Annotated in this window: 20 protein-coding genes and 1 riboswitch; of the genes, 2 read left to right on the plus strand and 18 right to left on the minus strand. The window is 35.0% G+C overall.

Translation table 11 applies throughout. From position 1 onward, the window contains the following. Window positions 1–339: 339 nt before the first annotated feature. From lysS to pth, 12 genes are all read right to left on the minus strand, one after another. On the minus strand, window positions 340–1,839 hold the full coding sequence (lysS, locus tag AC1RPG_RS00005; protein ID WP_481760847.1) for a lysine--tRNA ligase: 1,500 nt from the start codon (window positions 1,837–1,839) through the stop codon (window positions 340–342). Between the two features lie 71 nt (window positions 1,840–1,910). After that, window positions 1,911–2,921 carry a tRNA dihydrouridine synthase DusB gene (gene dusB, locus AC1RPG_RS00010; RefSeq protein WP_481760848.1) on the minus strand — a complete coding sequence of 337 codons (1,011 nt, stop codon included), beginning with the start codon at window positions 2,919–2,921 and terminating at the stop codon, window positions 1,911–1,913. A 71-nt stretch (window positions 2,922–2,992) separates the two neighbouring features. After that, window positions 2,993–3,877 (minus strand): Hsp33 family molecular chaperone HslO, encoded by an 885-nt coding sequence (gene hslO, locus AC1RPG_RS00015; RefSeq protein ID WP_481760849.1) that lies wholly within the window; start codon window positions 3,875–3,877, stop codon window positions 2,993–2,995. Window positions 3,878–3,954: 77 nt separating this feature from the next. After that, window positions 3,955–6,033: an ATP-dependent zinc metalloprotease FtsH gene (gene ftsH, locus AC1RPG_RS00020; RefSeq protein WP_409021575.1), complete on the minus strand. Its 2,079-nt coding sequence runs from the start codon at window positions 6,031–6,033 to the stop codon at window positions 3,955–3,957. A 93-nt stretch (window positions 6,034–6,126) separates the two neighbouring features. Beyond that, entirely contained in the window at window positions 6,127–6,666 is a 540-nt protein-coding gene (gene hpt, locus AC1RPG_RS00025; RefSeq protein ID WP_409021576.1) for a hypoxanthine phosphoribosyltransferase, read from the minus strand. Between the two features lie 5 nt (window positions 6,667–6,671). Continuing rightward, on the minus strand, window positions 6,672–8,039 hold the full coding sequence (gene tilS / locus AC1RPG_RS00030) for a tRNA lysidine(34) synthetase TilS (protein WP_481760850.1): 1,368 nt from the start codon (window positions 8,037–8,039) through the stop codon (window positions 6,672–6,674). Window positions 8,040–8,115: 76 nt separating this feature from the next. After that, window positions 8,116–8,595, minus strand: coding sequence for a S1 domain-containing RNA-binding protein (locus tag AC1RPG_RS00035; protein WP_481760851.1), 480 nt, complete (start codon window positions 8,593–8,595; stop codon window positions 8,116–8,118). A 99-nt stretch (window positions 8,596–8,694) separates the two neighbouring features. Further along, the gene (locus AC1RPG_RS00040; protein ID WP_481760852.1) at window positions 8,695–9,081 is read right to left on the minus strand and encodes an FtsB family cell division protein; all 387 of its coding nucleotides are present in this window, start codon (window positions 9,079–9,081) and stop codon (window positions 8,695–8,697) included. Window positions 9,082–9,125: 44 nt separating this feature from the next. Next, complete coding sequence (locus tag AC1RPG_RS00045) at window positions 9,126–9,392, minus strand: RNA-binding S4 domain-containing protein (RefSeq protein WP_481760853.1); 267 nt, start codon at window positions 9,390–9,392, stop codon at window positions 9,126–9,128. Between the two features lie 17 nt (window positions 9,393–9,409). Beyond that, window positions 9,410–10,978 (minus strand): putative polysaccharide biosynthesis protein, encoded by a 1,569-nt coding sequence (locus tag AC1RPG_RS00050; RefSeq protein WP_481760854.1) that lies wholly within the window; start codon window positions 10,976–10,978, stop codon window positions 9,410–9,412. A 21-nt stretch (window positions 10,979–10,999) separates the two neighbouring features. Then, entirely contained in the window at window positions 11,000–14,521 is a 3,522-nt protein-coding gene (gene mfd / locus AC1RPG_RS00055) for a transcription-repair coupling factor (RefSeq protein WP_481760855.1), read from the minus strand. 36 nt (window positions 14,522–14,557) lie between these two features. Beyond that, window positions 14,558–15,121, minus strand: a complete 564-nt coding sequence (gene pth / locus AC1RPG_RS00060; RefSeq protein ID WP_409021584.1) for an aminoacyl-tRNA hydrolase — start codon at window positions 15,119–15,121, stop codon at window positions 14,558–14,560. A gap of 209 nt (window positions 15,122–15,330) precedes the next feature. On the opposite strand from pth, the gene AC1RPG_RS00065 reads away from it, so the two are divergent. Beyond that, window positions 15,331–16,293 (plus strand): L-lactate dehydrogenase, encoded by a 963-nt coding sequence (locus AC1RPG_RS00065; RefSeq protein WP_409021585.1) that lies wholly within the window; start codon window positions 15,331–15,333, stop codon window positions 16,291–16,293. Between the two features lie 148 nt (window positions 16,294–16,441). Beyond that, on the plus strand, window positions 16,442–17,077 hold the full coding sequence (cbpA, locus tag AC1RPG_RS00070) for a cyclic di-AMP binding protein CbpA (protein WP_409021586.1): 636 nt from the start codon (window positions 16,442–16,444) through the stop codon (window positions 17,075–17,077). A 32-nt stretch (window positions 17,078–17,109) separates the two neighbouring features. Here cbpA and AC1RPG_RS00075 read toward each other — a convergent pair whose 3' ends face one another. The 6 genes from AC1RPG_RS00075 to cshA form a co-directional block, all read right to left on the minus strand. After that, a complete protein-coding gene (locus AC1RPG_RS00075) occupies window positions 17,110–17,610 on the minus strand; it encodes a QueT transporter family protein (protein ID WP_481760856.1) in 501 nt (166 codons plus the stop codon). Window positions 17,611–17,619: 9 nt separating this feature from the next. Further along, a riboswitch (PreQ1 riboswitch) is annotated at window positions 17,620–17,664 on the minus strand. Window positions 17,665–17,681: 17 nt separating this feature from the next. Continuing rightward, window positions 17,682–18,053, minus strand: a complete 372-nt coding sequence (locus AC1RPG_RS00080) for a type II toxin-antitoxin system PemK/MazF family toxin (RefSeq protein ID WP_409021588.1) — start codon at window positions 18,051–18,053, stop codon at window positions 17,682–17,684. A 14-nt stretch (window positions 18,054–18,067) separates the two neighbouring features. Further along, window positions 18,068–18,301, minus strand: a complete 234-nt coding sequence (locus AC1RPG_RS00085) for a hypothetical protein (RefSeq protein WP_481760857.1) — start codon at window positions 18,299–18,301, stop codon at window positions 18,068–18,070. Window positions 18,302–18,366: 65 nt separating this feature from the next. Continuing rightward, on the minus strand, window positions 18,367–19,488 hold the full coding sequence (alr, locus tag AC1RPG_RS00090; RefSeq protein WP_481760858.1) for an alanine racemase: 1,122 nt from the start codon (window positions 19,486–19,488) through the stop codon (window positions 18,367–18,369). A 2-nt stretch (window positions 19,489–19,490) separates the two neighbouring features. Further along, on the minus strand, window positions 19,491–19,859 hold the full coding sequence (gene acpS / locus AC1RPG_RS00095; RefSeq protein ID WP_481760859.1) for a holo-ACP synthase: 369 nt from the start codon (window positions 19,857–19,859) through the stop codon (window positions 19,491–19,493). A gap of 161 nt (window positions 19,860–20,020) precedes the next feature. After that, the gene (cshA, locus tag AC1RPG_RS00100) at window positions 20,021–21,631 is read right to left on the minus strand and encodes a degradosome RNA helicase CshA (protein WP_481760860.1); all 1,611 of its coding nucleotides are present in this window, start codon (window positions 21,629–21,631) and stop codon (window positions 20,021–20,023) included. Between the last annotated feature and the right edge of the window lie 58 nt (window positions 21,632–21,689).

The raw sequence follows: 21,689 nt of genomic DNA on the forward strand, positions 1-21,689 counted from the left end.
TGTTCAGTTTTCAAAGATCTACTTGGTTGCTTTTGACAACTTTTATATCATATCAAGGATTTCGTTAATTGTCAAGAACTTTTTTAATTAATTAACTGGTCACATTTGAATTAGTTGTTTACTACTGAAGCAACGTTTATTACTTTACCAAGAATAATCACCTTCGTCAAGCCTTTATTTAAATTAAATCTAAATCAATGAATGTAAACGTGTACATCGTGTTTTATTATTACTTTTACTGCTGAAATAAAAGTAAAAAAAGAGTATTGTCACATAGCGACAATACTCTCATATAATATTATTCATCAAAAATAATCCTATAAAATAATTTAAAAATATTTATTGATTATCATCTGGTCTCATAGTTGGAAATAATAACACATCTCTGATAGATTGTGCATCAGTCATTAACATAACCAACCTATCTATTCCAATTCCTAAACCACCTGTTGGTGGCATACCATATTCGAGTGCTTCAATGAAATCTTCATCGATTCCTTCCGCTTCATCGTTACCATCTTCACGTTCTTCAACTTGGGACTCAAATCGCTCTCTTTGATCAATGGGGTCATTTAACTCAGTAAATGCATTAGCATATTCTGTACCTAAAATATACATTTCAAAACGATCCGTAAATCTTGGATCATCTTCATTTTTCTTTGCTAAAGGCGAAATTTCTAAAGGATGTCCATAAACAAAAGTAGGATCAACAATTGTATCTTCAACAAATTTTTCGAAAAATTCATTAATGATATGGCCAACTTTCCAATATGTTTCATATTTAACATGATGTTCATCTGCCAATTTTTGTGCTTCTTCAACTGACATTTCTTTCCAAAAATCCACTCCAGTTACGGACTTAATAGCATCTACCATATGAACTCTTGCAAATTTTTTATTAAAATCTACTTTTTTTCCATCATATTCAATAATTCCGTCATTTGAAATTACATCTGCGACTGCTTTAAAAATGCCTTCAGTTTCATCCATTACATCATGGAAGTCATAGTATGCAACGTACGTTTCAAGCATTGTAAACTCAGGATTATGTTTTGTATCAATTCCTTCATTACGGAACACTCGACCAATTTCGTATACTTTTTCCATTCCACCAACGATAAGTCGTTTTAAATGTAATTCTAGTGCAATTCTCAAGTATAGTTCAATATCTAACGCATTATGATGTGTTGTAAATGGTTTAGCTGATGCTCCACCTGCTTGGTTATGCAGTACTGGCGTTTCAACCTCAATATATCCATTACCATCTAAATAACGTCTTACAGCTGAAATAATTTGACTACGTTTCATAAATCGATCAAAGCTTTCACGATTTGTGATTAAATCAAGATATCTTTGTCTATAGATTTGTTCTACATTTTGCAAACCATGAAATTTATCTGGTAATGGTCGTAATGCTTTTGATAGGAAAGTAACTTCTGTTGGGCGAATCGTTAATTCACCCATATCTGTTTTCATAACATCACCTGTTATACCAACAAAATCACCAATATCTGAACGTTTAAAGATATGATATGTATCTTCACCTACAACATCTTTACGGACATATAATTGTAAACGTCCATCTTTATCCTGAATATCAGCGAAACTCACTTTACCTTTACCACGTTTAGACATTAATCTACCTGCGATAGTAGCTTGGATATCCATACCATCAAGTTCTTCTTTAGTTAATGCATCATACTTATCATGTAATGCTTTAGTCATGTCTTTACGTTCAAAGCGGTGTCCAAATGGATCGACCCCTGCTTCGCGAAGTTCAACAACTTTTTCACGACGTACCTTTAATTGATCATTCATACTTTGTTCTTGCTTTACCATATTATATCCCTCACTTAATTACATATTTCACTTACTATCATGCCAATTAACCCAATAAAATGCAACTAATTCTATGCTTCTTTTTGCATTAATTTGAATTCACGTTCTTTTGTATCTTCTAAAAATTTATCAAATATCGTTATCATAGTAGCTTCTGAATTTGCTTCATTCAATGCTGCTTTAGCACGAGCTGAACGCGAAATACCTTTTAAGTAGTATGCTGCTTGACTTCTGAATTCTTTAGGTCCAATAACCTCACCCTTTATCTGGCAAAGTGCGTGCAAGTGTTCTTTAGCAACTAAAATTTTATCAGATGCTGAAGGTTCAGCAATGAGTTCACCTGTTTCAAGGTACGTTGCTGTCTGCCTAATCATCCACGGATTTCCTAATGCAGCACGGCCTATCATAACAGCGTCGGCACCGACTTCATCTAACATCTTCTTTGCATCTTGTGGCGTTTTAATATCACCATTACCCATAAAAGGAATTGTTTTTAAATTACTTTTAACTTCATGTAAAATATTCCAATCTGCTTTACCATTATACAACTGGAAACGTGTTCTTCCGTGCATTGCAAGTGCAGCTGCACCACCTTGTTCAGCAGCTAAGGCATTTTCAACTGCTAAAATATGATCTTCGTCCCAGCCTGTTCTCATTTTAACTGTTACCGGAATTGACAGCTCATTAGTAACCGCATCAACCATTTCGTATACTTTATCTGGATCAAGCAACCAACGTGCGCCTGCGTCTGTTTTTGTTACTTTAGGTACAGGGCAACCCATATTAATATCGACTATGTCGGCTGACGTGTGTTCTTCAACAAACTTAGCAGCAGCAACCAATGTTTCCTTATCTCCGCCAAAAATTTGAACGCTAACTGGATGTTCTCTTGGATCTACAAACAACATGCTCAACGTTTTTTTATTTCTAAATTGGATTCCTTTATCAGAAATCATTTCACAAACTACTAATCCAGCACCAAAATCCTTACAAATCATTCTGAATGCCGCATTTGTTACACCTGCCATAGGTGCAACAACTACTTGATTAGGAATTAATATATCGCCAATTTTCCATTCCATTCTATTCACCTCATCGTTTTTTACACTTACTATTGTTTAGTATCATAACACAAATCATATATTGATAAAATTTATTTAGCTGAACCCTCTAATAATTTCATTAATTCATTTTCAGAATATTGATATCGATTTCCACAAAAACGACAAACAGCTTCGGCACCATGATCCAATTCGATCATTTCAGTGATATCGCTTTTTGGCAAACTAGCTAATGAACCGTAAAATTTATCTTTTGAACAATCACATTCGAACGCAACTGGCATTGTATCCAAGATATTAACATTTTCTTTACCAAACATCAGATATATAATATCTTCTGGCGTTTTACCATCTCTTAGCAATTCTGAAATCATAGGCATTTCTGCTAATTTTTTTTCTAAATTATCGATAACTTCATCAGTTGCGCCAGGCATTACTTGAATCATAAACCCACCGGCCACTTCGATTGTATTGTCCGTGTTCACAAATACAGATAATCCAACTGATGATGGAATCTGCTCTGATTTAGCTAAATAGTAAGTAAAGTCTTCGCCAAGTTCACCTGAAACCAATGGGACTTGTCCCGTAAACGGTTCCTTCATACCCATATCTTTTGTTACTGCCATTGATCCAGTTGTTCCAACGGCACCTTTAACATCAATTTTATTTTTTTCATTTAATGGTAAATGAACGTGGGGTTCACTCAGATATCCTTTAACTGTTCCATCAGCGTTACCATCAATTACGATAGCACCAACTGGCCCATCACCATTAATTTTAACGGTCATTTTTTCATCGGCTGACAATGTAGATGTACTTAGTAATAATGTTCCTATTAGGCTCCGCCCAAGTGCAGCTGATGCTGCGCTCCATGTGTCATGTCTCCTTTGTGCTTCAGCAACCGTATTTGTCGCAGTAACAGCATATACTCTTAATTTACCGTCAAAGGCCAAACTTTTTACAAGATAATCTTTCATTCGTTTTCTCCTTAAATAATTCATTTTAGACCAACAAGAACTCCGATAGATAATCCATCGGAGTTCTTAAGTAACGATTATTTATCGTCTTTATTCACTTTGGGGTAAAAAACAACCGTTTTAGATAAATCAACTTCATCTGTTTCTTCAGCTATTTTTTTTGCATCTTTACGTTCTAATTCTTTTTTTGTTGCTTCAAAAGAACCATCTTTTTCACTCGGAAATTCATTTGCATCGTCTTTTTCTGGCATTTTGCCATCTTCGAACAAGCTTAAAATTTCTTTTTCATCAAGTGTTTCAAATTCTAATAACTTATCAGCAATCAATTTATGCTGTTCTCTATGTGCTTCAATAATTTCTTTAGCAAGTTTCATACCTTCTTCAGATAGACGACGAACCTCAGAATCAATAATGTCAGCCGTATTGCTTGAGTAAGCAGCACTTGGTTGACCTGAACCACCAGCGAACATTTGGCTATTGCCTTCTAATTGAACAGGTCCGAGTTTTTCACTCATTCCATATTCAGTAACCATTGAGCGAGCCATTTGTGTTGCTTGTTGGAAATCGTTTGATGCGCCTGAAGATTGTTCATTGTAAACAATTTCTTCAGCTGCACGTCCACCCATTAATCCAGCAATTTGTTCACTCATATCTTTTTTAGACAATAACATTTGATCTTCTTTTGGTAACATGATTGCGTAACCGCCAGCACGACCTCGAGGGACAATTGTTACTTTGTGAACAACTCTAGCATCATTTAGGACTAATCCAACAATTGTATGTCCGGCTTCATGGAATGCAACTGTTTGACGTTCTTTTTCATTAATCGTACGATCACGTTTTGCTGGTCCCGCAATAACACGATCCTCAGCTTCATCCATATCGCTTGCATCAATTTTTGATTTATTACGACGAGCAGCTAATAATGCAGCTTCATTTAAAAGATTTTCTAAATCAGCACCAACAAATCCAGGTGTCTGCTTAGCAATAACTTTTAAATCAACATCAGATGCTAACGGTTTGTTTTTTGCATGAACATTAAGAATAGCCTCACGACCCTTAACATCTGGGCGACCTACTAAAACTTTACGATCAAAACGACCAGGACGTAAAAGTGCTGGATCCAGAACATCCGAACGGTTAGTAGCTGCAATTACAATCACACCTTCTGTACCCGTAAATCCATCCATTTCAACAAGTAATTGGTTCAATGTTTGTTCACGTTCATCATTACCGCCACCTGTACCAGAGCCACGACGACGTCCGACAGCATCAATTTCATCAATAAAGATAATTGATGGTGCAGTTTTCTTAGCATTTTCGAACAAATCACGTACACGACTTGCCCCAACACCGACAAACATTTCTACGAAATCAGAACCGGAAATTGAATAAAATGGTACTTCAGCTTCACCAGCTACTGCTTTTGCGAGTAAAGTTTTACCAGTACCAGGAGGTCCCTCTAGGAGAACACCTGATGGGATTCGAGCGCCTAAATCAGCAAATTTGCGTGGTGATTTTAAGAATTCAACAACTTCAACAAGTTCTTGCTTTTCTTCTTCTGCACCGGCAACATCAGCAAAACGAACTTTATTATCTTTTTTCTCGGAAGGTTTTGTTTTTGATTTACCAAAGTTCATCACCTTACCGCCACCACCGCCACCTTGTCCTGCTTGTCCCATCATAAGATAGAAAAAGCCGACCATTAATACAAGTGGAATAACCGTAATTGCTAATTGCAACCAGATACTATCTGATTGTTCTTCTTTTGTATCCATTTTTGTCTTTGTTGCTTCAGATGATTTCAAAATTTGTGCCATATTTGAATCATTTTGAATAACTGTTGACGTAAAGTTTTTAACTTTTGTTGTTTTCTTTGAAGCTGGAATTAATGAGAACCCAGTATCCTTGCTCTTTTCTGTTTGAGCTTTCTTATAAGTCCCTGTTATTTTGTAGACACCACCTGATGGTTGAATATCAAATGATTTCACTTGGTTTGATTGTAATTTTGAGACAAATTCACTTGATTGAATTTCTTGTGTTTCCGTTTTGCTGTTTCCATCAAAAAAGAAGTACATTACACCCATTATCCCAAGCATGATAACTATGTAAAATAAACTATTTTTAAAAAGTCCATTTTTAGGATTGTTTTTCATATCTACTCTCCTGCCCGTTTTTCTTTATTTTTATTTCAACTATCGTTTGAATAGGATACACTATATCACAATTGACATTCTTTGACCATTATTTTACTCTGTATAAATTTCAGGTTTCAAGACGCCAATATATGGTAAGTTCCTATATTTTTCAGCATAATCTAATCCATAACCAACTACAAATTCATTTGGAACTTCAAATCCTGCATAATCAACGTTAACAGTCACTTTACGACCTTCTGGTTTGTCCAACAACGAACAAACCTTAACAGATTTTACATTTCTATTGTTAAACAGATCGATTAAGTAAGCTAAAGTTTGTCCTGTATCCACGATATCTTCAACAATAATCACATCTCTGCCTTTAACATCAATATCTAAATCTTTGATAATCTTAATCTCACCAGTTGATACGGTACCATCCCCATAGCTCGAAACATTCATAAAATCAACTTCTGCATAATCTGCAACATTTTTAGCAATGTCAGCCATAAAAAGATAGGCGCCCTTTAATATACAAACAAGCAATGGATTTTTGCCTTGATAATCAGCGGTAATCTGTTTTCCTAATCGCCGAGTAACATCTTGAATTTCTTGCTCACTGTAAAGAACTTTTTTGATATCTTCATCCATACACTTTAGCCTCTTCCCTGACCTTGTTTTTTTAAAACGATTATGTCTTGTATTTTATCAGTTTCAACGGTGTCTGACAATTGAGATTTTTTATAATTTATTAACCAAATGATTCGCTTAGTATTAGTTTCTAATACCCAAGCCTGATTACGGTCATTACTACTTATTTTTTGATCAATAAATATTTTTTTTATTTTTTGTTTTGCACTATTTCCTATGTCGATATAATCGCCTGGCAACCGATGTCTCAAGCTAAGCCCCTCTTCAACAATAGAGTGATCAACCATCATATAATCTTTTATAGTTACTTCATCTAGATTAATCTCTTCAGCTTTAAATACGCCAATTTTTTCATTATTATTTAAATTAACCCATGAATTCATACCGAGTATTATTTTTTCAGAAGTACTTTCAATTATTTTCTCTTTTTGAATGAAATCCATGTACTCATATTTTTTAACAAATAATTGATCATCACCTAAATTAAGTTCACCCTGTGGTTTTTTTTCATTCAGCAGTAACTGGCTAATTTGCTGTATTTGGTCTTCTTTTAAGAAAACACCATGTTCTTCAGCGATTTTTTTCAATATCGGCTTTTGCCACCTTGTTTCCAACGTGGTCCACATTTTTATTTTAAATCCTGAAGCATATTTGATTTCTTTTATTTTTTCACTAATTGCTTCATCTGCTAAATCTAATAGGTTCGTTAACTGATCTGCATAACTTTGTGCATGCTTAATTACTTGTTTATTATTTTCAAGCATTTTCGGTATAATTTCTTTTCTAACTCGATTTCTAAAAAAATCACTTAATTGATTCGTTTCATCTTCAAAAAAAACAATGTTTTCATGCTTTGCGTACTGCCGAATAGCCTGTTTTGTGAACAAAAGTAACGGTCTAACTAACATCCCTGGTCCAAATGATCTAGTTTGACTGATACCCGTTAACTGTCTGATATCTCCGCCACGAATTCCTTTCATAACAAGTGTTTCGAGCTGGTCATCTGCTTGATGCGCTGTCATTAACGTTGCATAAGTTTCTGATACCATTATTTGCTCAAAAAAATCATATCTCATTTTGCGCGCTGCATTTTCAATACCATTTAATCCATGTTCATGTACTGGCCAAACTTTTTTATATAATTTAAATTGATGATCTAGACAATACTTTTCGATGAACTCAGTTTCAATACGGCTCTGCTCTCTTAATTGATGGTCAATGTAGGCAACGCCTATCTCAGGCCGGATTTCATCTGGTAATCGTTGCAACAAATCCATGAGGACCATTGAATCAACACCTGTTGAAACAGCAACCAGAATTTTTTCAGGACTACCAAGTAGCCGATATTGAGCCTCAAATCTTGTATTCAGCAAAACTTTTCTCCTTTTTTCATTAAAAAAAGAGTGGTTTAAAATTTTCATTTCAACCACTCATCTTTAAAATTCGTTATTAATTACGTCGGCCACCACGGCCACCGCGCTTACCTTCAGTACTTCTCTTTAATGAAACTAACCGATCTTCACTATCTTTCAAAAAGCCTGACAACAATGAATCGAAGTCATCTTTTTGAGGTTCAACTTTTTTAGTCTGATAGCGATTCTTACCACCATTTGATGGACGAGAACCAGTCGATGCGCGAGTATCTTTATTAAATGTTTTCTGTGGACGAGATTTTGTTTCTGTTACTTGAGGCTTATCAACAGCTTTTCGTATTGATAAACTTATCTTACCATCGTCGCCAATGGATAAAACTTTAACTGTGACTTCATCCCCAACAGTTAGTGCATCATGAATATCTTTGATGAATCCATCAGAAACTTCACTAATATGTACTAATCCTGTTTTTCTGTCACCCAAATCAATAAATGCACCGAAATTTGTAATTCCTGAAACTTTACCTGAAACTTTCTCTCCGACTTCAATAGACATAAAAAAGTTGTTCCTCCTTAGATATATATACCATACTAGTATACCACGCTATAAACCTTGATACAAAGTTAAATCACGGGTAATTCTATCCCTGATTGATTAGTTTTTTAAATTTGCTTTATCACTAGGAAAACTATAGACAGTTTCACCTTTTTTAGAGAAATAATATTTTTCACGAATTAATTTTAATAAATAATCGTTATCATTTAATTGTTTAATTTGAAATTTAAGATCTTTTTGATTTGCTTTAGCTTTTTTTAATTTCGTTTGTTCAACTGCTGTTTCTTGCTTATAATGTGCAACCTTAAGCTTGGTTGAAATTAACTGTACGCTAAAGAAAATGATTATAATTATTAAAACAGCTCCTAATCCAATCATACGGCGGCGGTGAATAGTTACCAATCGTTGATCTTTTTTTCTTTCTGTTTTATTAGCTTTCATAAAATCATTATCTAAAAATTTAATTTTCGATTTATTATCGGCCATCTTGTCTCCTAACCCAATAAAGGACTCCAATTAAAAATCGATAATTATCGACTTTCTTCTGTATAAACTTCAGAAACAACTTCATATAAATCAATTGATTCTGCTTTTTTCGTTGTTTCTTTAAGCGCCATAACTCGAACAGTCAGCGTTTTATTACCAAATTGGATTGTTAACTCATCCCCAACAACAACATCTGTTGAAGATTTTGCCATTTTATCATTAATCATAATTCGACCCTTATCTGCAATTTCTTTTGCAACTGTACGACGTTTAATAATACGTGACACTTTTAAAAATTTATCTAATCTCATTAGTTAATCCCCTTTATTTATCTTATAAATTTTTTTAAAATACGTTTTCCAAATGGAAAGCTTAGCCATTCTCGAATCGAAAATAATTCCCATTTAACTGCTAAACCACCAAATATTCCAGCACCAATAGATCCAGAAACGAGCGCTATAATGCCACTCAACAATCGCTTGTCATTCGTCCAATTAATTAACTGATTATCTAATAAATAAACCACAATTCCCATAATTACACAAATTAAAGTTAATTTCATCATAAATTTGGGATCAATTAGTAACTGTCTAATCTCACTGGGTGACATAACCCACATGGCAATTAATACAAGTAATAAACTTAAGATTGTCGCAATACTTGCTCCAACTGTTCCTAATATAGAAACTAGGTAAAAATTAATACTCATTTTAAGTAACAATCCGATAATCAAAGCAATGACTGACGTACGATACAATCCCAGACTCTGTAGGACGCTGTTGTATGTTCCAATAACTGCTGCTAAGAAAATACTAAACATATAAACCGATAATGTACCATTTTGAAGTTGATCCCCAAATAAAGATTGGTTAACAAGTGGCATAACAGCAATCAGTCCGATGGTTGCCGCCATCGATAACGCCACCGTTATGTGCACTAACATCCCAGCATATCGTTGAAAATCCTTTTTTCGGTTTTCACGACGGGCCGAAGCCAGAGATGGCAATAACATCGAAGAGAACCCAACAGAAATAACTAGTCCAAGTTGTACTAAAGGCTGTGCACGGTCATAGACTCCTTTTAACGATTTTGCAATATTATTTGAATAACCAAAGTGCACTAATCCGTTTTTCACTGTGAATGAATCAACTAATTGTAATAGCACCATCATTGCTGCAAATAGACAGATGATAAGACCCTCCGAAAATAATTTTTTAGAGGTTATCAGTAATCTTTGCCAGTTTGTTTGAAGCCTAGTCTTCCTAAATTCAACCCTGTAAAAGTGAATAAAAGAAACACTTGCGCCAATAGCACCAATAGTTGCCCCAAACATTGCCCATGCTCCCATCGAATATAATGACATATTATTTTCAACCGCAATGTATGCCGCTAAAATAATGAGTCCAACACGTAATAGTTGTTCAACAACTTGGGAGACAGCAGTTTTGTTCATTTCAAAAATACCTTGATAATAACCACGTCCCACTGCTAAAACAGGTAAAAATAAGAACATAAATGAAACACTTTTAATTAAGCCTGCTAACTGTCCATCACCCATAGCTGTCGCAATCCATGAAGCTCCTAATTGTAAGCCAGAAAAGATAACTAAACTAAATATACTTAAAACAATAAATATATCATGAGACAATTTTATTTTATCTTCTTTCGAAGGCTCTTCAGCAATTAACTTACTAATGTAGACGGGAAATCCAGTCAAAGCAAAAGTCATCCCTATCCCATAAATAGGATAAACTTGCTGATAAATATAGAAGCCCGTATCTCCGACTAAATTTTGGAATGGCACTCGGTAAATGGCACTCAAAATCTTGGCAATTAGTGAGGCAATCGATAGAATCATTGCACCACGCATTAAATGTCTAAGTTGCTTATTTCCCATATCATTTCGATTCCTTTTTTATTAGTTAGCTGCAGTCACTGACCCAACGGATTCGCTTAACGCTTGAATAAAGTTTTGTAATTCAATCAACCAGTCAGTCTCAGTCATCTTAGGTTGAATCACTAAAATCACACGCATTTGTTTGCCCTGAGTTTTTAATGACGCTTTTAATTTTGTTGCTGATAATGCCATGAAAATTGCTTCCGTACCCAGCAATGTCGTTCCTTTTTCTGAAACAGAAACAATTAACTGGTCTTTATCTTTTTTAATTTTATCAACTAATGCCTTATCGGCAAATAATTTAAGTAAGCCAATTTCCATTAAGTTATTCACTTCAGTTGGAAATTCGCCGAAACGATCAATTAAATCACCTTGTACTTCCAAATATTGATCATAATTATCAAGCTGTCGAATACGTTTATAAATTTCAATTTTTTGACGCTGATCATCAATGTAAGATGATGGTAAATAAGCTTCAATATTAATGTCAATTTCAGAATCTGATTTAGGCTCAGCTTTTTTACCTTGTTTTTTATTCACAGCTTCTGTCAACATCTGTGTATATAAATCATATCCAACAGAATCAATGAAACCATGTTGTTGTCGGCCCAATAGATTTCCTGCTCCACGAATAGATAAATCTCGCATAGCAATTTTAAATCCAGAACCCAATTCGGTGAAGTCTTTGATTGCTTCTAAGCGTTTTTCGCTCACTTCAGTCAAAACCTTATTAGGTTTATACATAAAGTAGGCATACGCAATTCGACTACTACGACCAACACGACCACGTAACTGGTAAAGTTGCGCCAATCCCATGTGGTCAGCATTTTCGACAAATAATGTATTAGCATTAGAAATATCTACGCCCGTTTCAATAATTGTCGTTGTTACCAACACATCATAGACACCTTGAATGAAATCATACAAGACATTTTCTAATTGATTTTCAGTCATTTGACCATGGATATACGCGACACTAGCTTCAGGAACCATAATCTCAATTTCTGAAACTACTTTTTCAATATCTTCAACTCGATTATGCAAATAAAAAACTTGTCCACCACGTTGAAGTTCACGTTGTATTCCATCTCGAATAGTTCCACCATTTTGTTCCATTACATAAGTTTGAATTGGGTAACGGTTCAATGGTGCCGTTTCAATTACTGATAAATCGCGAACCCCAAGCATCGACATATTAAGTGTCCTTGGGATTGGCGTTGCCGTTAACGTTAAGACGTCCACTTGTGACTTAAACTCTTTGAGTCGTTCTTTATGTTTCACACCAAACCGTTGCTCTTCATCAACAATTAACAATCCTAAATCAGCAAATTGAATATCTTTCGATAAAATTCGATGTGTCCCAACGACAATATCTAATGCACCACTAGCCATTTTATCAGTTGTTTCTTTAAGTTGTTTCTTTGTTCTAAAACGAGATAAAATCCCAATTTCAACTGGAAATCCTTCGAATCGATTAATCATTGTTTCGTAATGTTGTTGCGCTAACACCGTTGTAGGCACTAATAAAGCAACCTGTTTATTATCTTGAATGGCTTTAAAAGCGGCACGTAACGCGACTTCTGTTTTCCCAAAACCTACATCACCAATCAATAAACGATCCATTGGTTTCTTTTGTTCCATATCGTGCTTAATTTCATTTGAACTTCTAATTTGATCTTCAGTTTCAGAGTATGGAAATGCATTTTCAAATTCCATCTGATAATCGTTGTCCTTTGAAAATTGAAATCCAACTTCTGCTTCACGTTCAGCATACAATGCAACTAAATCATCAGCAATATCTTCAATTTTAGCAGCAACTTTATTTTTCGTTTTGGTCCATTCAGTACCACCCAATTTGTTAATTCTAGGTGACTTAGATTCAGAAGAAACATACTTTTGAACCATGTTTAATTGGGTTACTGGAATAAATAATTTAGCTTCATCCCGATAAGAAATTGTCATATAATCTTGATGTTTACCATCGACTTCTAATGTTTCCATTCCAATAAACTGTCCAATACCATGATTAACATGGACCACATAGTCTCCTGGTTTCAAATCTTGATAACTTTTAAGGCGTTCTGCATTCGCTAATGTTTGGCGTTTTGGACGTTTTTTAGTGACTTTGTTAAACATTTCATGTTCTGTCACAACAACTAAGTTTGCCATTGGCAATTCAAATCCAGCTTGTAAGTTACCTTCTACTACCTGAACTTTTCCTAACTGTAGGCTATCCAAAGTCGTCATGATAGAAGGAATCTCAAAATCATCCAAGGTTTGTGAGACTTTATCAAGTCGCTCTTTATCTTGAACCATAACAATAATAGTCTGTTTCTTTTTTAACCAACGATCCATTTCTGTTTTAAGTAATGGCATTTGGCTAAAAAATTGTTGCATGGCATGTCCTGGTACATCAATCAATTGATTAAATTTGAGGTGACCCATTCCTTTTTGAAAATGAGCCAGAAATAATTCAGCATGCGATTCATTTTTCAATAAATCTCGTAATTCAAATCCAAAAACACTTGTAGACAAAACTTGATGTGTTTTTAACTTATCTGCCATCCAGTTATCTTCATCTAGTTTAAGCGTCTTTTCAGCTTCTAATAATCTCGGATAATCGTCCATTACAATTAAACCATTGCTACCCAAGTAATCTAACAGACTTGTTTTACCTTGATAAATAATATCGCTAAATAATAAATGTTCCGGAGCTAAGCGTCCTTTTTCAAAATCACTCATAAGCGGCATAATATTTGATTCTAATCGCTCTTGATCATCATTATCTAATCGCTTATATTCAACACCATACGCTTTTTTTAATGTTTGACTAGCTTCCAATAGCATAGCGTCAGTCGCAATAAAATCTGTCGCGGGTATAATTTGAATCTGGTCCACATTCTCTAAGCTTCGTTGATTAGTCACATCAAAATAACGTAATGAATCTATTTCCGTATCAAATAAATCTAGTCTAATTGGGTTTTCTACGGTCAATGGGTAAATATCCAAGATAGAACCACGTACAGCAAAATCCCCAGGACGTTCAACCAACTTTTGACGTTGATAGCCCATCGTAAAGAGTTGAGTTTCCGTGGCTTTCAAATCAATATCTTTTCCAACAGCTAAGTTTAATGTTGCTTGTTTCCACGTTGAAACAGGTGCTAGAAAACGTCGTAACCCCGAGATTGATGTTACAACAATCTTTGGTGTTCCTTCTAATAGAGCCTGAAGCGTTTGGACACGTTCACTTTTAGATTCTGGTGAACTTGTTGCCAGTTCTGCAGCTAATAATTCTTCAACTGGGAATGTAAGCACATCTTCTTCATTAATAAAGTTAGTTAAATCTTCATTTAATTGTGTTGCATGAAATAAATTATCTGTCACAACCAACATAGATTTTTTTTTATCTTTAAAAATAGTAGCTAACATCAATGTTTTAGCTGAACCCGTTAGTCCAGTTAACAATTGTCTTGTATTAGGTTCAATATTTGTTAGCCAGTTATCTACACCAGGAACAGTCTGCATCATTGCTTCTAAATTCATTATTCTACCCTTTACCCTTTTCTAAACAGCTTTTTCTTATTTATGGTTATACTTGTTCATCGTATTCATAAAATCATCTGTTTCCAACCAATCCTCAATTGCTAAAGTTGCTGTATTGATTGCATCACCTAAGTCTTTTTCTTGGTTTTTAGAAAATTTCGTTAATACCCAATCTACGACAGAAACTTTGTCTGGATGGTCAATACCAATTTTAATACGTTTAAATTCCTGTGTTCCTGTATGTGCGATAATGCTTTTCAAACCATTATGTCCGCCTGCTGATCCTTTTTGACGTAATCGAATCCGACCAACTTCTAAATCAAGATCATCGTTCACAATAAGGATGTCTGAAACATCAATTTTATAGAAATCCATCAACGGTCTAACAGCTCGACCTGAATCATTCATATAAGTAGATGGTTTAACTAAGACAATTTTTTCACCATTTAAATTAAACGATGCCACTTGCGCTTCATACTTGCTAGATCCAAAATCGGCATTATGTTGTTTTGCAAATACATCTACTGTAGCGAATCCGACATTGTGTCTTGTTCCATCATACTTTTGCCCAATATTTCCTAAACCGACTATCATTTTCATTTTAATTTCTCCTTTAAATAAACGCAAACATCTGGGCAAGTTTATTCAACTTACCCAGCATTTCGACCCTATTCTTTTCTTTCAACTATTATACCATACTCGATTTATGAAAATTTTGTGAAAGAACTCTCTCATCTAGTATGTTTTTTCACAAACAAACATGTTATAATTATTCAGTAATAATTATAGCTCTGAAAGGATGAATTATTTTGACAAAAACAGAAAATCATCAAAAAGTTATCTTAGTCGGCGATGGCGCCGTAGGTTCTAGTTACGCATTCGCAATGACACTCCAAGGTGTCGGCGAAGAATTCGGTATCATCGATGTTGCGAAAGATCGCACTGTCGGAGATGCTTTAGATTTAGAAGATGCAACACCATTCGCATTTCCTAAACGTATCTACTCAGCAGAATACTCTGACTGTGAAGATGCAGATCTTGTCGTTATCACTGCTGGTGCTCCACAAAAACCAGGTGAAACACGCCTTGACCTTGTAAACAAAAACTTAAACATCTTGAAAAGTATCGTATCTCCAATCGTTGAATCTGGATTTAAAGGTATTTTCTTAGTTGCTGCTAACCCAGTTGATATTTTAACTTACGCAACAATGAAATTCTCTGGTTTCCCTAAAGATCGTGTTATTGGTTCAGGTACTTCACTTGATACTTCACGTTTACGTGTTGCTTTAAGCAAATTAACTGACATTACAGATCCTCGTTCAATCCATGCTTACATGATGGGCGAACATGGCGATACAGAATTTGCTGCTTACTCAGCTGCAACTGTTGGTGGTCTTCCATTCTTAGATTGGGCAAAAGCTAACAACATTTCTGATGACCAACTTGCTAAAATTGAAGATGACGTTCGTAACAAAGCTTACGAAATTATCAACAAAAAAGGCGCAACATTCTACGGTATTGGTACAGCATTAGCTCGTCTTTCAAAAGCAATTTTGCGTGACGAAAATGCCGTATTACCTGTTAGTGCATACATGGACGGACAATATGGTTTGAACGATATTTATATCGGTACACCAGGTGTTGTTAATGGCCAAGGTCTTGCACAAATCATCGAAGTACCTTTAAGTGATGTTGAATCTAAACGTATGACTGATTCAGCTGCTACTTTGAAACAAGTATTAAATGATGGTCTTAAAGCATTAGGTGAATAATTTTTAATTATTTTCCAAAAAAGGAACGGAAGACATTCTTCCGTTCCTTTTTTAATACAATTTTAATAGTCAAATTACTGTTAAAAAGCTTTTTTTATGGTATTATAAAAATGTAAATGAGAAAAATTTAATATTTGGAGGCGCCTATATGTTATTAAATACTTTAGTTAAACCATTAAAAGAACTAACAACCGTCCGTGAAAGTGTCACACTTGAAGAAGCACTTACGGTCCTAGAAAATTCTGGATTCCGTTGTGTGCCAATCTTAGATGAAACGGGTCAAATTTTCCGTGGTAATATTTATAAAATGCATATTTATCGTCATAAATCACAGGGTGGCGATATGTCACTTCCTGTTACTTATCTTCTTAAAAATGCGACTAAGTTTATTTCATCTGATTCAGCTTTCTTCAACGTTTTCTTTTCAATTAAAGACTTACCTTATATTGCTGTTTTAAATGAAAACAACTATTTTGAGGGTATTTTAACACATACACGTCTTCTAGATATGTTGTCTCAATCATGGAATTTTGATGTTGGTAGTTATGTCTTAACTGTTATTTCAGCTGGCGAACGTGGTGATTTAGTTGATATGGCTAAAATCATTACAAAATATTCATCAATTGCTAGTTGTATGACTTTAGATGTTAAAGAAGGCGAATTATTACGCCGAACATTATTCACATTACCAGCTGGTGTAAACCAAGAAAAAGTTGATAAAATTGTTGATAACTTAGGACGTAAAGAATTTATTGTTTCTGAAATTGAAGATTTACGTAGTTAGACAAAAAAACAGACCCTTTCGGGTCTGTTTTTTTAATGCATTCTTTTATCAAAGTGAATAGCACGATCTAAAACGAGCATTATTGGTGCTGTAATTGTCATTATTACAAATTCAGATAATGCTGTTGTACCGTAAGTAGGCCAGAACGGTAAGCTCGCTGTAATGTTCAACATAATAGCGATTAAAAACATGGTAAATGAGAAAACCATAATATTTAAAAGCATTTTTTGCCACATTTTCTTAAACTTAGGACTAACAAAAATCACAATTAAAAGACCCATGATTGTTTGTACGCCCCCAAAAAGAACATCTAACGGACTGCTGTAAAAGAGATTAAATAAGATAACCCCTAATGAAACACCCCAGATATATTTCTTATTGAAAAGTACTAAGTGATTCAATCCTTCTGATAGTCGAAATTGAATAGCACCACTAGCCATGTTCACCATTCCTGGAACAACTGCCAATACGATATAAAGTGCAGCGATTAAACCATTAATGATTACCTGGTTTACACGATTATTTTTTGTCATTATTAATAGACTCCCTTAGTTTTTTAGCGTGGGATGGTTACGAACCACGTTTTTTTATGTCTTTTTACTGTTTATTTTTCTTTATGTATTGCTGAAACAAGTCCAACACTCATTCTAAGCGCATCATCAACCTCAAGCATACTTTTTTTCGATACATGCGTGATACGATCTTTTAGACGTTGCTTATCAATTGTGCGAATTTGCTCCATTAGTATAACTGAATCTTTTTCAATACCATCTCTACTTGCTAAAAGTCCAACATGTGTTGGCATTTTAGGCTTCTGGATGCGCGCCGTAATGGCGGCAACGATGACTGTCGGACTATAACGATTCCCAATATTGTTTTGGATAATGAGAACAGGTCTCATACCGCCTTGTTCAGAACCAATAACGGGCGATAAATCTGCATAGAATATATCACCACGTATGATACTTTCAACCATCTTATCCCAACTCTCTACATAATTTGAAGGTGCAATAACACTTCATCTTCAGATCCTTTAAAATCATTACAGATTTCACTATTCAATTGTCCCATTTCTGAGTAGCCATCAATTAACTCATCCATCATTTTTTTATGACTTAAAATAGAGTTAAATATTTCGCTATCCTTCAACGCTTCATTGGTAATCGAATAATATGCACAGTAATCGGCTATATGACTCATTGCTACTTTCTCATTTTTATCCATCTGCACTTCCCCCATAGAATTACACTCTACAGATAGTTTACCATAGCAAACTAAGCAAATAAATACTAATTTAGGTAGACATGTGGTACTCGTCCTGAAAGTGCACAGATTATTTCATAATGAATTGTTTCAGCGTACGTTGCAACATCCTGTGCTGTAATCATTTCATCGCCATCTTGGCCTATTAGAGTTACTTTTGTATCATTTGGCATTTCATGTGGCAATCTAATCATTAATTGATCCATGCAAACTCGACCAATTATTTCGCAAAATTGACCGTCGACTAATAGTTTAAAGCCTTGCATCTTTCGGGGCATACCATCTGCATACCCAATTGGTACTGTACCAACCCATTCATTTTCTTGAGCTTGATATGTAATACCGTAACCAACTGAATCACCTGCATGGATTTCTTTCACATAACTTAATTCAGATGTTAATCCAAATGCTGGTTTTAACGCATAAGGTAGTTCTAATTCACCACCAGATGGATTTAAACCATACATTGAAATGCCCATCCGAATCATATTACCGTTGCAAGCAGAGTGCCATAAGCTCGTTGCAGAATTAGAAACGTGTACATAACGAGGTCTATCAGAAACTACTGACATCAATTCATTAAATTTTGACATTTGTTTTTTAAAATACGAATCATTAGGAGAGTCTGCTGTCGCAAAGTGAGTAAAAACCCCTTCAAAGTTTAATGTATTTTGATGACTTCCAAGGAAATTAATTGCCTCTAAAAACGGTTCTGCTTCTCTAAAACCAATACGACCCATTCCTGTATCCAATGCTAAATGAACGGCCAAAGGCGCTAATTTTTCTTCACTCAGTAACTTATTAGCTTCTTGTAACCAGCCAAGTTCTGAAACAGTTACAGATATTTTGCTTTTTGCCAGTAACGGTGCATATTCAACTTTCGTTAATCCCAGAATCAAGATAGTTTCAACAAACCCGGCTTCTCGTAACGCTAATGCCTCATCAATTATTGCCACACAAAAACCTTTTACACCAGCATCTTTTGCAACTTTAGCTACTTCAATCAATCCATGACCATACGCATCAGCTTTAACAACAGCAAAAATAACCGTCTCATCTGTTAATGTCTTTTTTTCAGCTGTGATATTTGCCTTAATAGCTGCCCTATCTACCACGATTTGGGTTGGACGATGATAACCTACAACCATTTTTACATCCCCTTTTCTTGATTTTCTAAAATAACTTCAGTCATAACTAAATTGTTCGTATGAGAAATTGAAATAAAGCCATTACCCTCAAAAGGGTGCTGCGTAATTATCGGTTTACCAATTTCATTATTTAATATTTCAACATCTAAAAAGCCAACTTTATCCCCTATTCCCGTTCCAAAAGCCTTACTGTATGCCTCTTTGGCGGAAAATCTTCCAGCAATAAATTCGTCTTTATGACTACCTTTTAATTCATCAAATTGTTTAATTTCATTTGTTGTGAGAATCTTTGTTATAAATTCTTCATGTTGTTTTGCCAACTTTACTACTCGATCAATATCGGCAATATCAACACCAATTCCATAAATCATATTATCACCTATTTCTTTTCATTGATATCCTTGTTAAGTTTATCAAATTTATTCATTTTCTGCACTAAAATCGTTTATATTTTACCTATCAATATTGTAAGAATAGCAATTTTAAACAAAAAAAGAGACCTAAATTAATAGGTCTCTTTTCAATATTCAAATTAATCTTTTGTTCTGATTGTGAAGTTACGTTTTGGTGCGCTACTTCCGTTTGAACGGTTGTCATTTGAACGATTATCGCTTGAGCGGTTACCTTTGTAACCTCCGCCACCATTACCATTGCTACGGCGATCGCTACTTCCGTTACGACGATCTGAACTTCCACCGTTACTACGGTTTCCGCCACCATTACGGTTGCCTTGGTAACCACCACCGTTGCCACCACGACGATTTCCACCGCCATTGCCGCTACGACGGTTGTTTCCGCCACCACCGCCACCCCCCTTACGTCTAGGTAATGGGCGTTCTGGTGTAATCTTAACAGGTACTTGTGATGAATCATTTTTAATAACATCACTAAGTAATGCTGCAACTAAATCAGCAACTTCAAACTTAGCCATTAATTCAGTAGCTTGTTTTGCATATTTTTTAGTATCAGTTTTGTTAACTAAGGCAGTAACGTCAGCGATTGCTGTTTCAATTTGACCAGCAAATGCTTCATCATCTGTAGGTGGTGTTAAAGCCACCATACGTTTCTTAGTTAATTTTTCGATTTGACGTAAGTAATCCATTTCATTTGGTGAAACAAATGTCAATGAAGTTCCTTTATGTCCGGCACGGCCTGTACGGCCAATACGATGGACATAACTTTCAGGATCTTGAGGAATATCATAGTTAAAGACATGGGTAACCCCAGAAATATCTAAACCACGAGCAGCAACATCAGTTGCAACTAAAATATCAAGTTTACCTGATTTAAATTCACGTAAAATACTCATACGACGTTGTTGTGATAAATCACCATGGATTCCTTTAGCGTTGTATCCGCGCATTTCAAATCCTTTAGCTAATTCGTCAACACGACGTTTTGTACGACCAAACACGATTGTTTGTGTTGGGTTTTGAGCATCATACATACGTGTCATGATATCAAATTTTTCGAAATCTTTTGAGATTACGTAGAATTGATCAACTAAGTCAGTTGTTAATTCTTTTGCCTTAACAGTTACCAAAGTTGGATCTGTCATAAATCTTTCACCAATACGGCGAATAGCAGTTGGCATTGTTGCAGAGAATAACAATGTTTGACGTTCGTCAGGAACAGTTGTTAAGATGCTTTCGATATCTTCAACGAATCCCATATCTAACATTTCATCAGCTTCATCTAAAACCAAAGTTTTAACATTACCTAATTTAACGGTGCGACGACGAATATGATCTAATAAACGTCCTGGTGTTCCAACTAAAATTTGAGGTGCGCGATTAAGACTCTTGATTTGACGACGAATATCAGACCCACCATAAACAACTTGAACTTTAGCATGTTTTTCTTTACCTAAACGGTAAAGTTCTTCTTGCGTTTGAATAGCAAGTTCACGTGTTGGTGAGATGATAAGTGCTTGAACTTCATCTTTTGTTGTATCAATTGTATCTAAGATTGGTAAACCAAATGCAGCAGTTTTACCAGTACCTGTTTGTGCTTGTCCAATAACATCTTTTCCTTCTAAAGCCATTGGAATTGTTTCAGATTGGATAGGTGTTGCTTCTTCAAAACCGCTGCGTTGAACGGCCTTTAGTAGTTCATCGGATAGTCCTAATTCTGTAAATTTCAAGTATAAATTCCTCCTAATGTGTTTGCAAACTAACATGCTTCACAACACAGTTAAGAGT

It is taken from the genome of Dellaglioa sp. CoH-57-MRSF-18, from assembly GCF_056781995.1.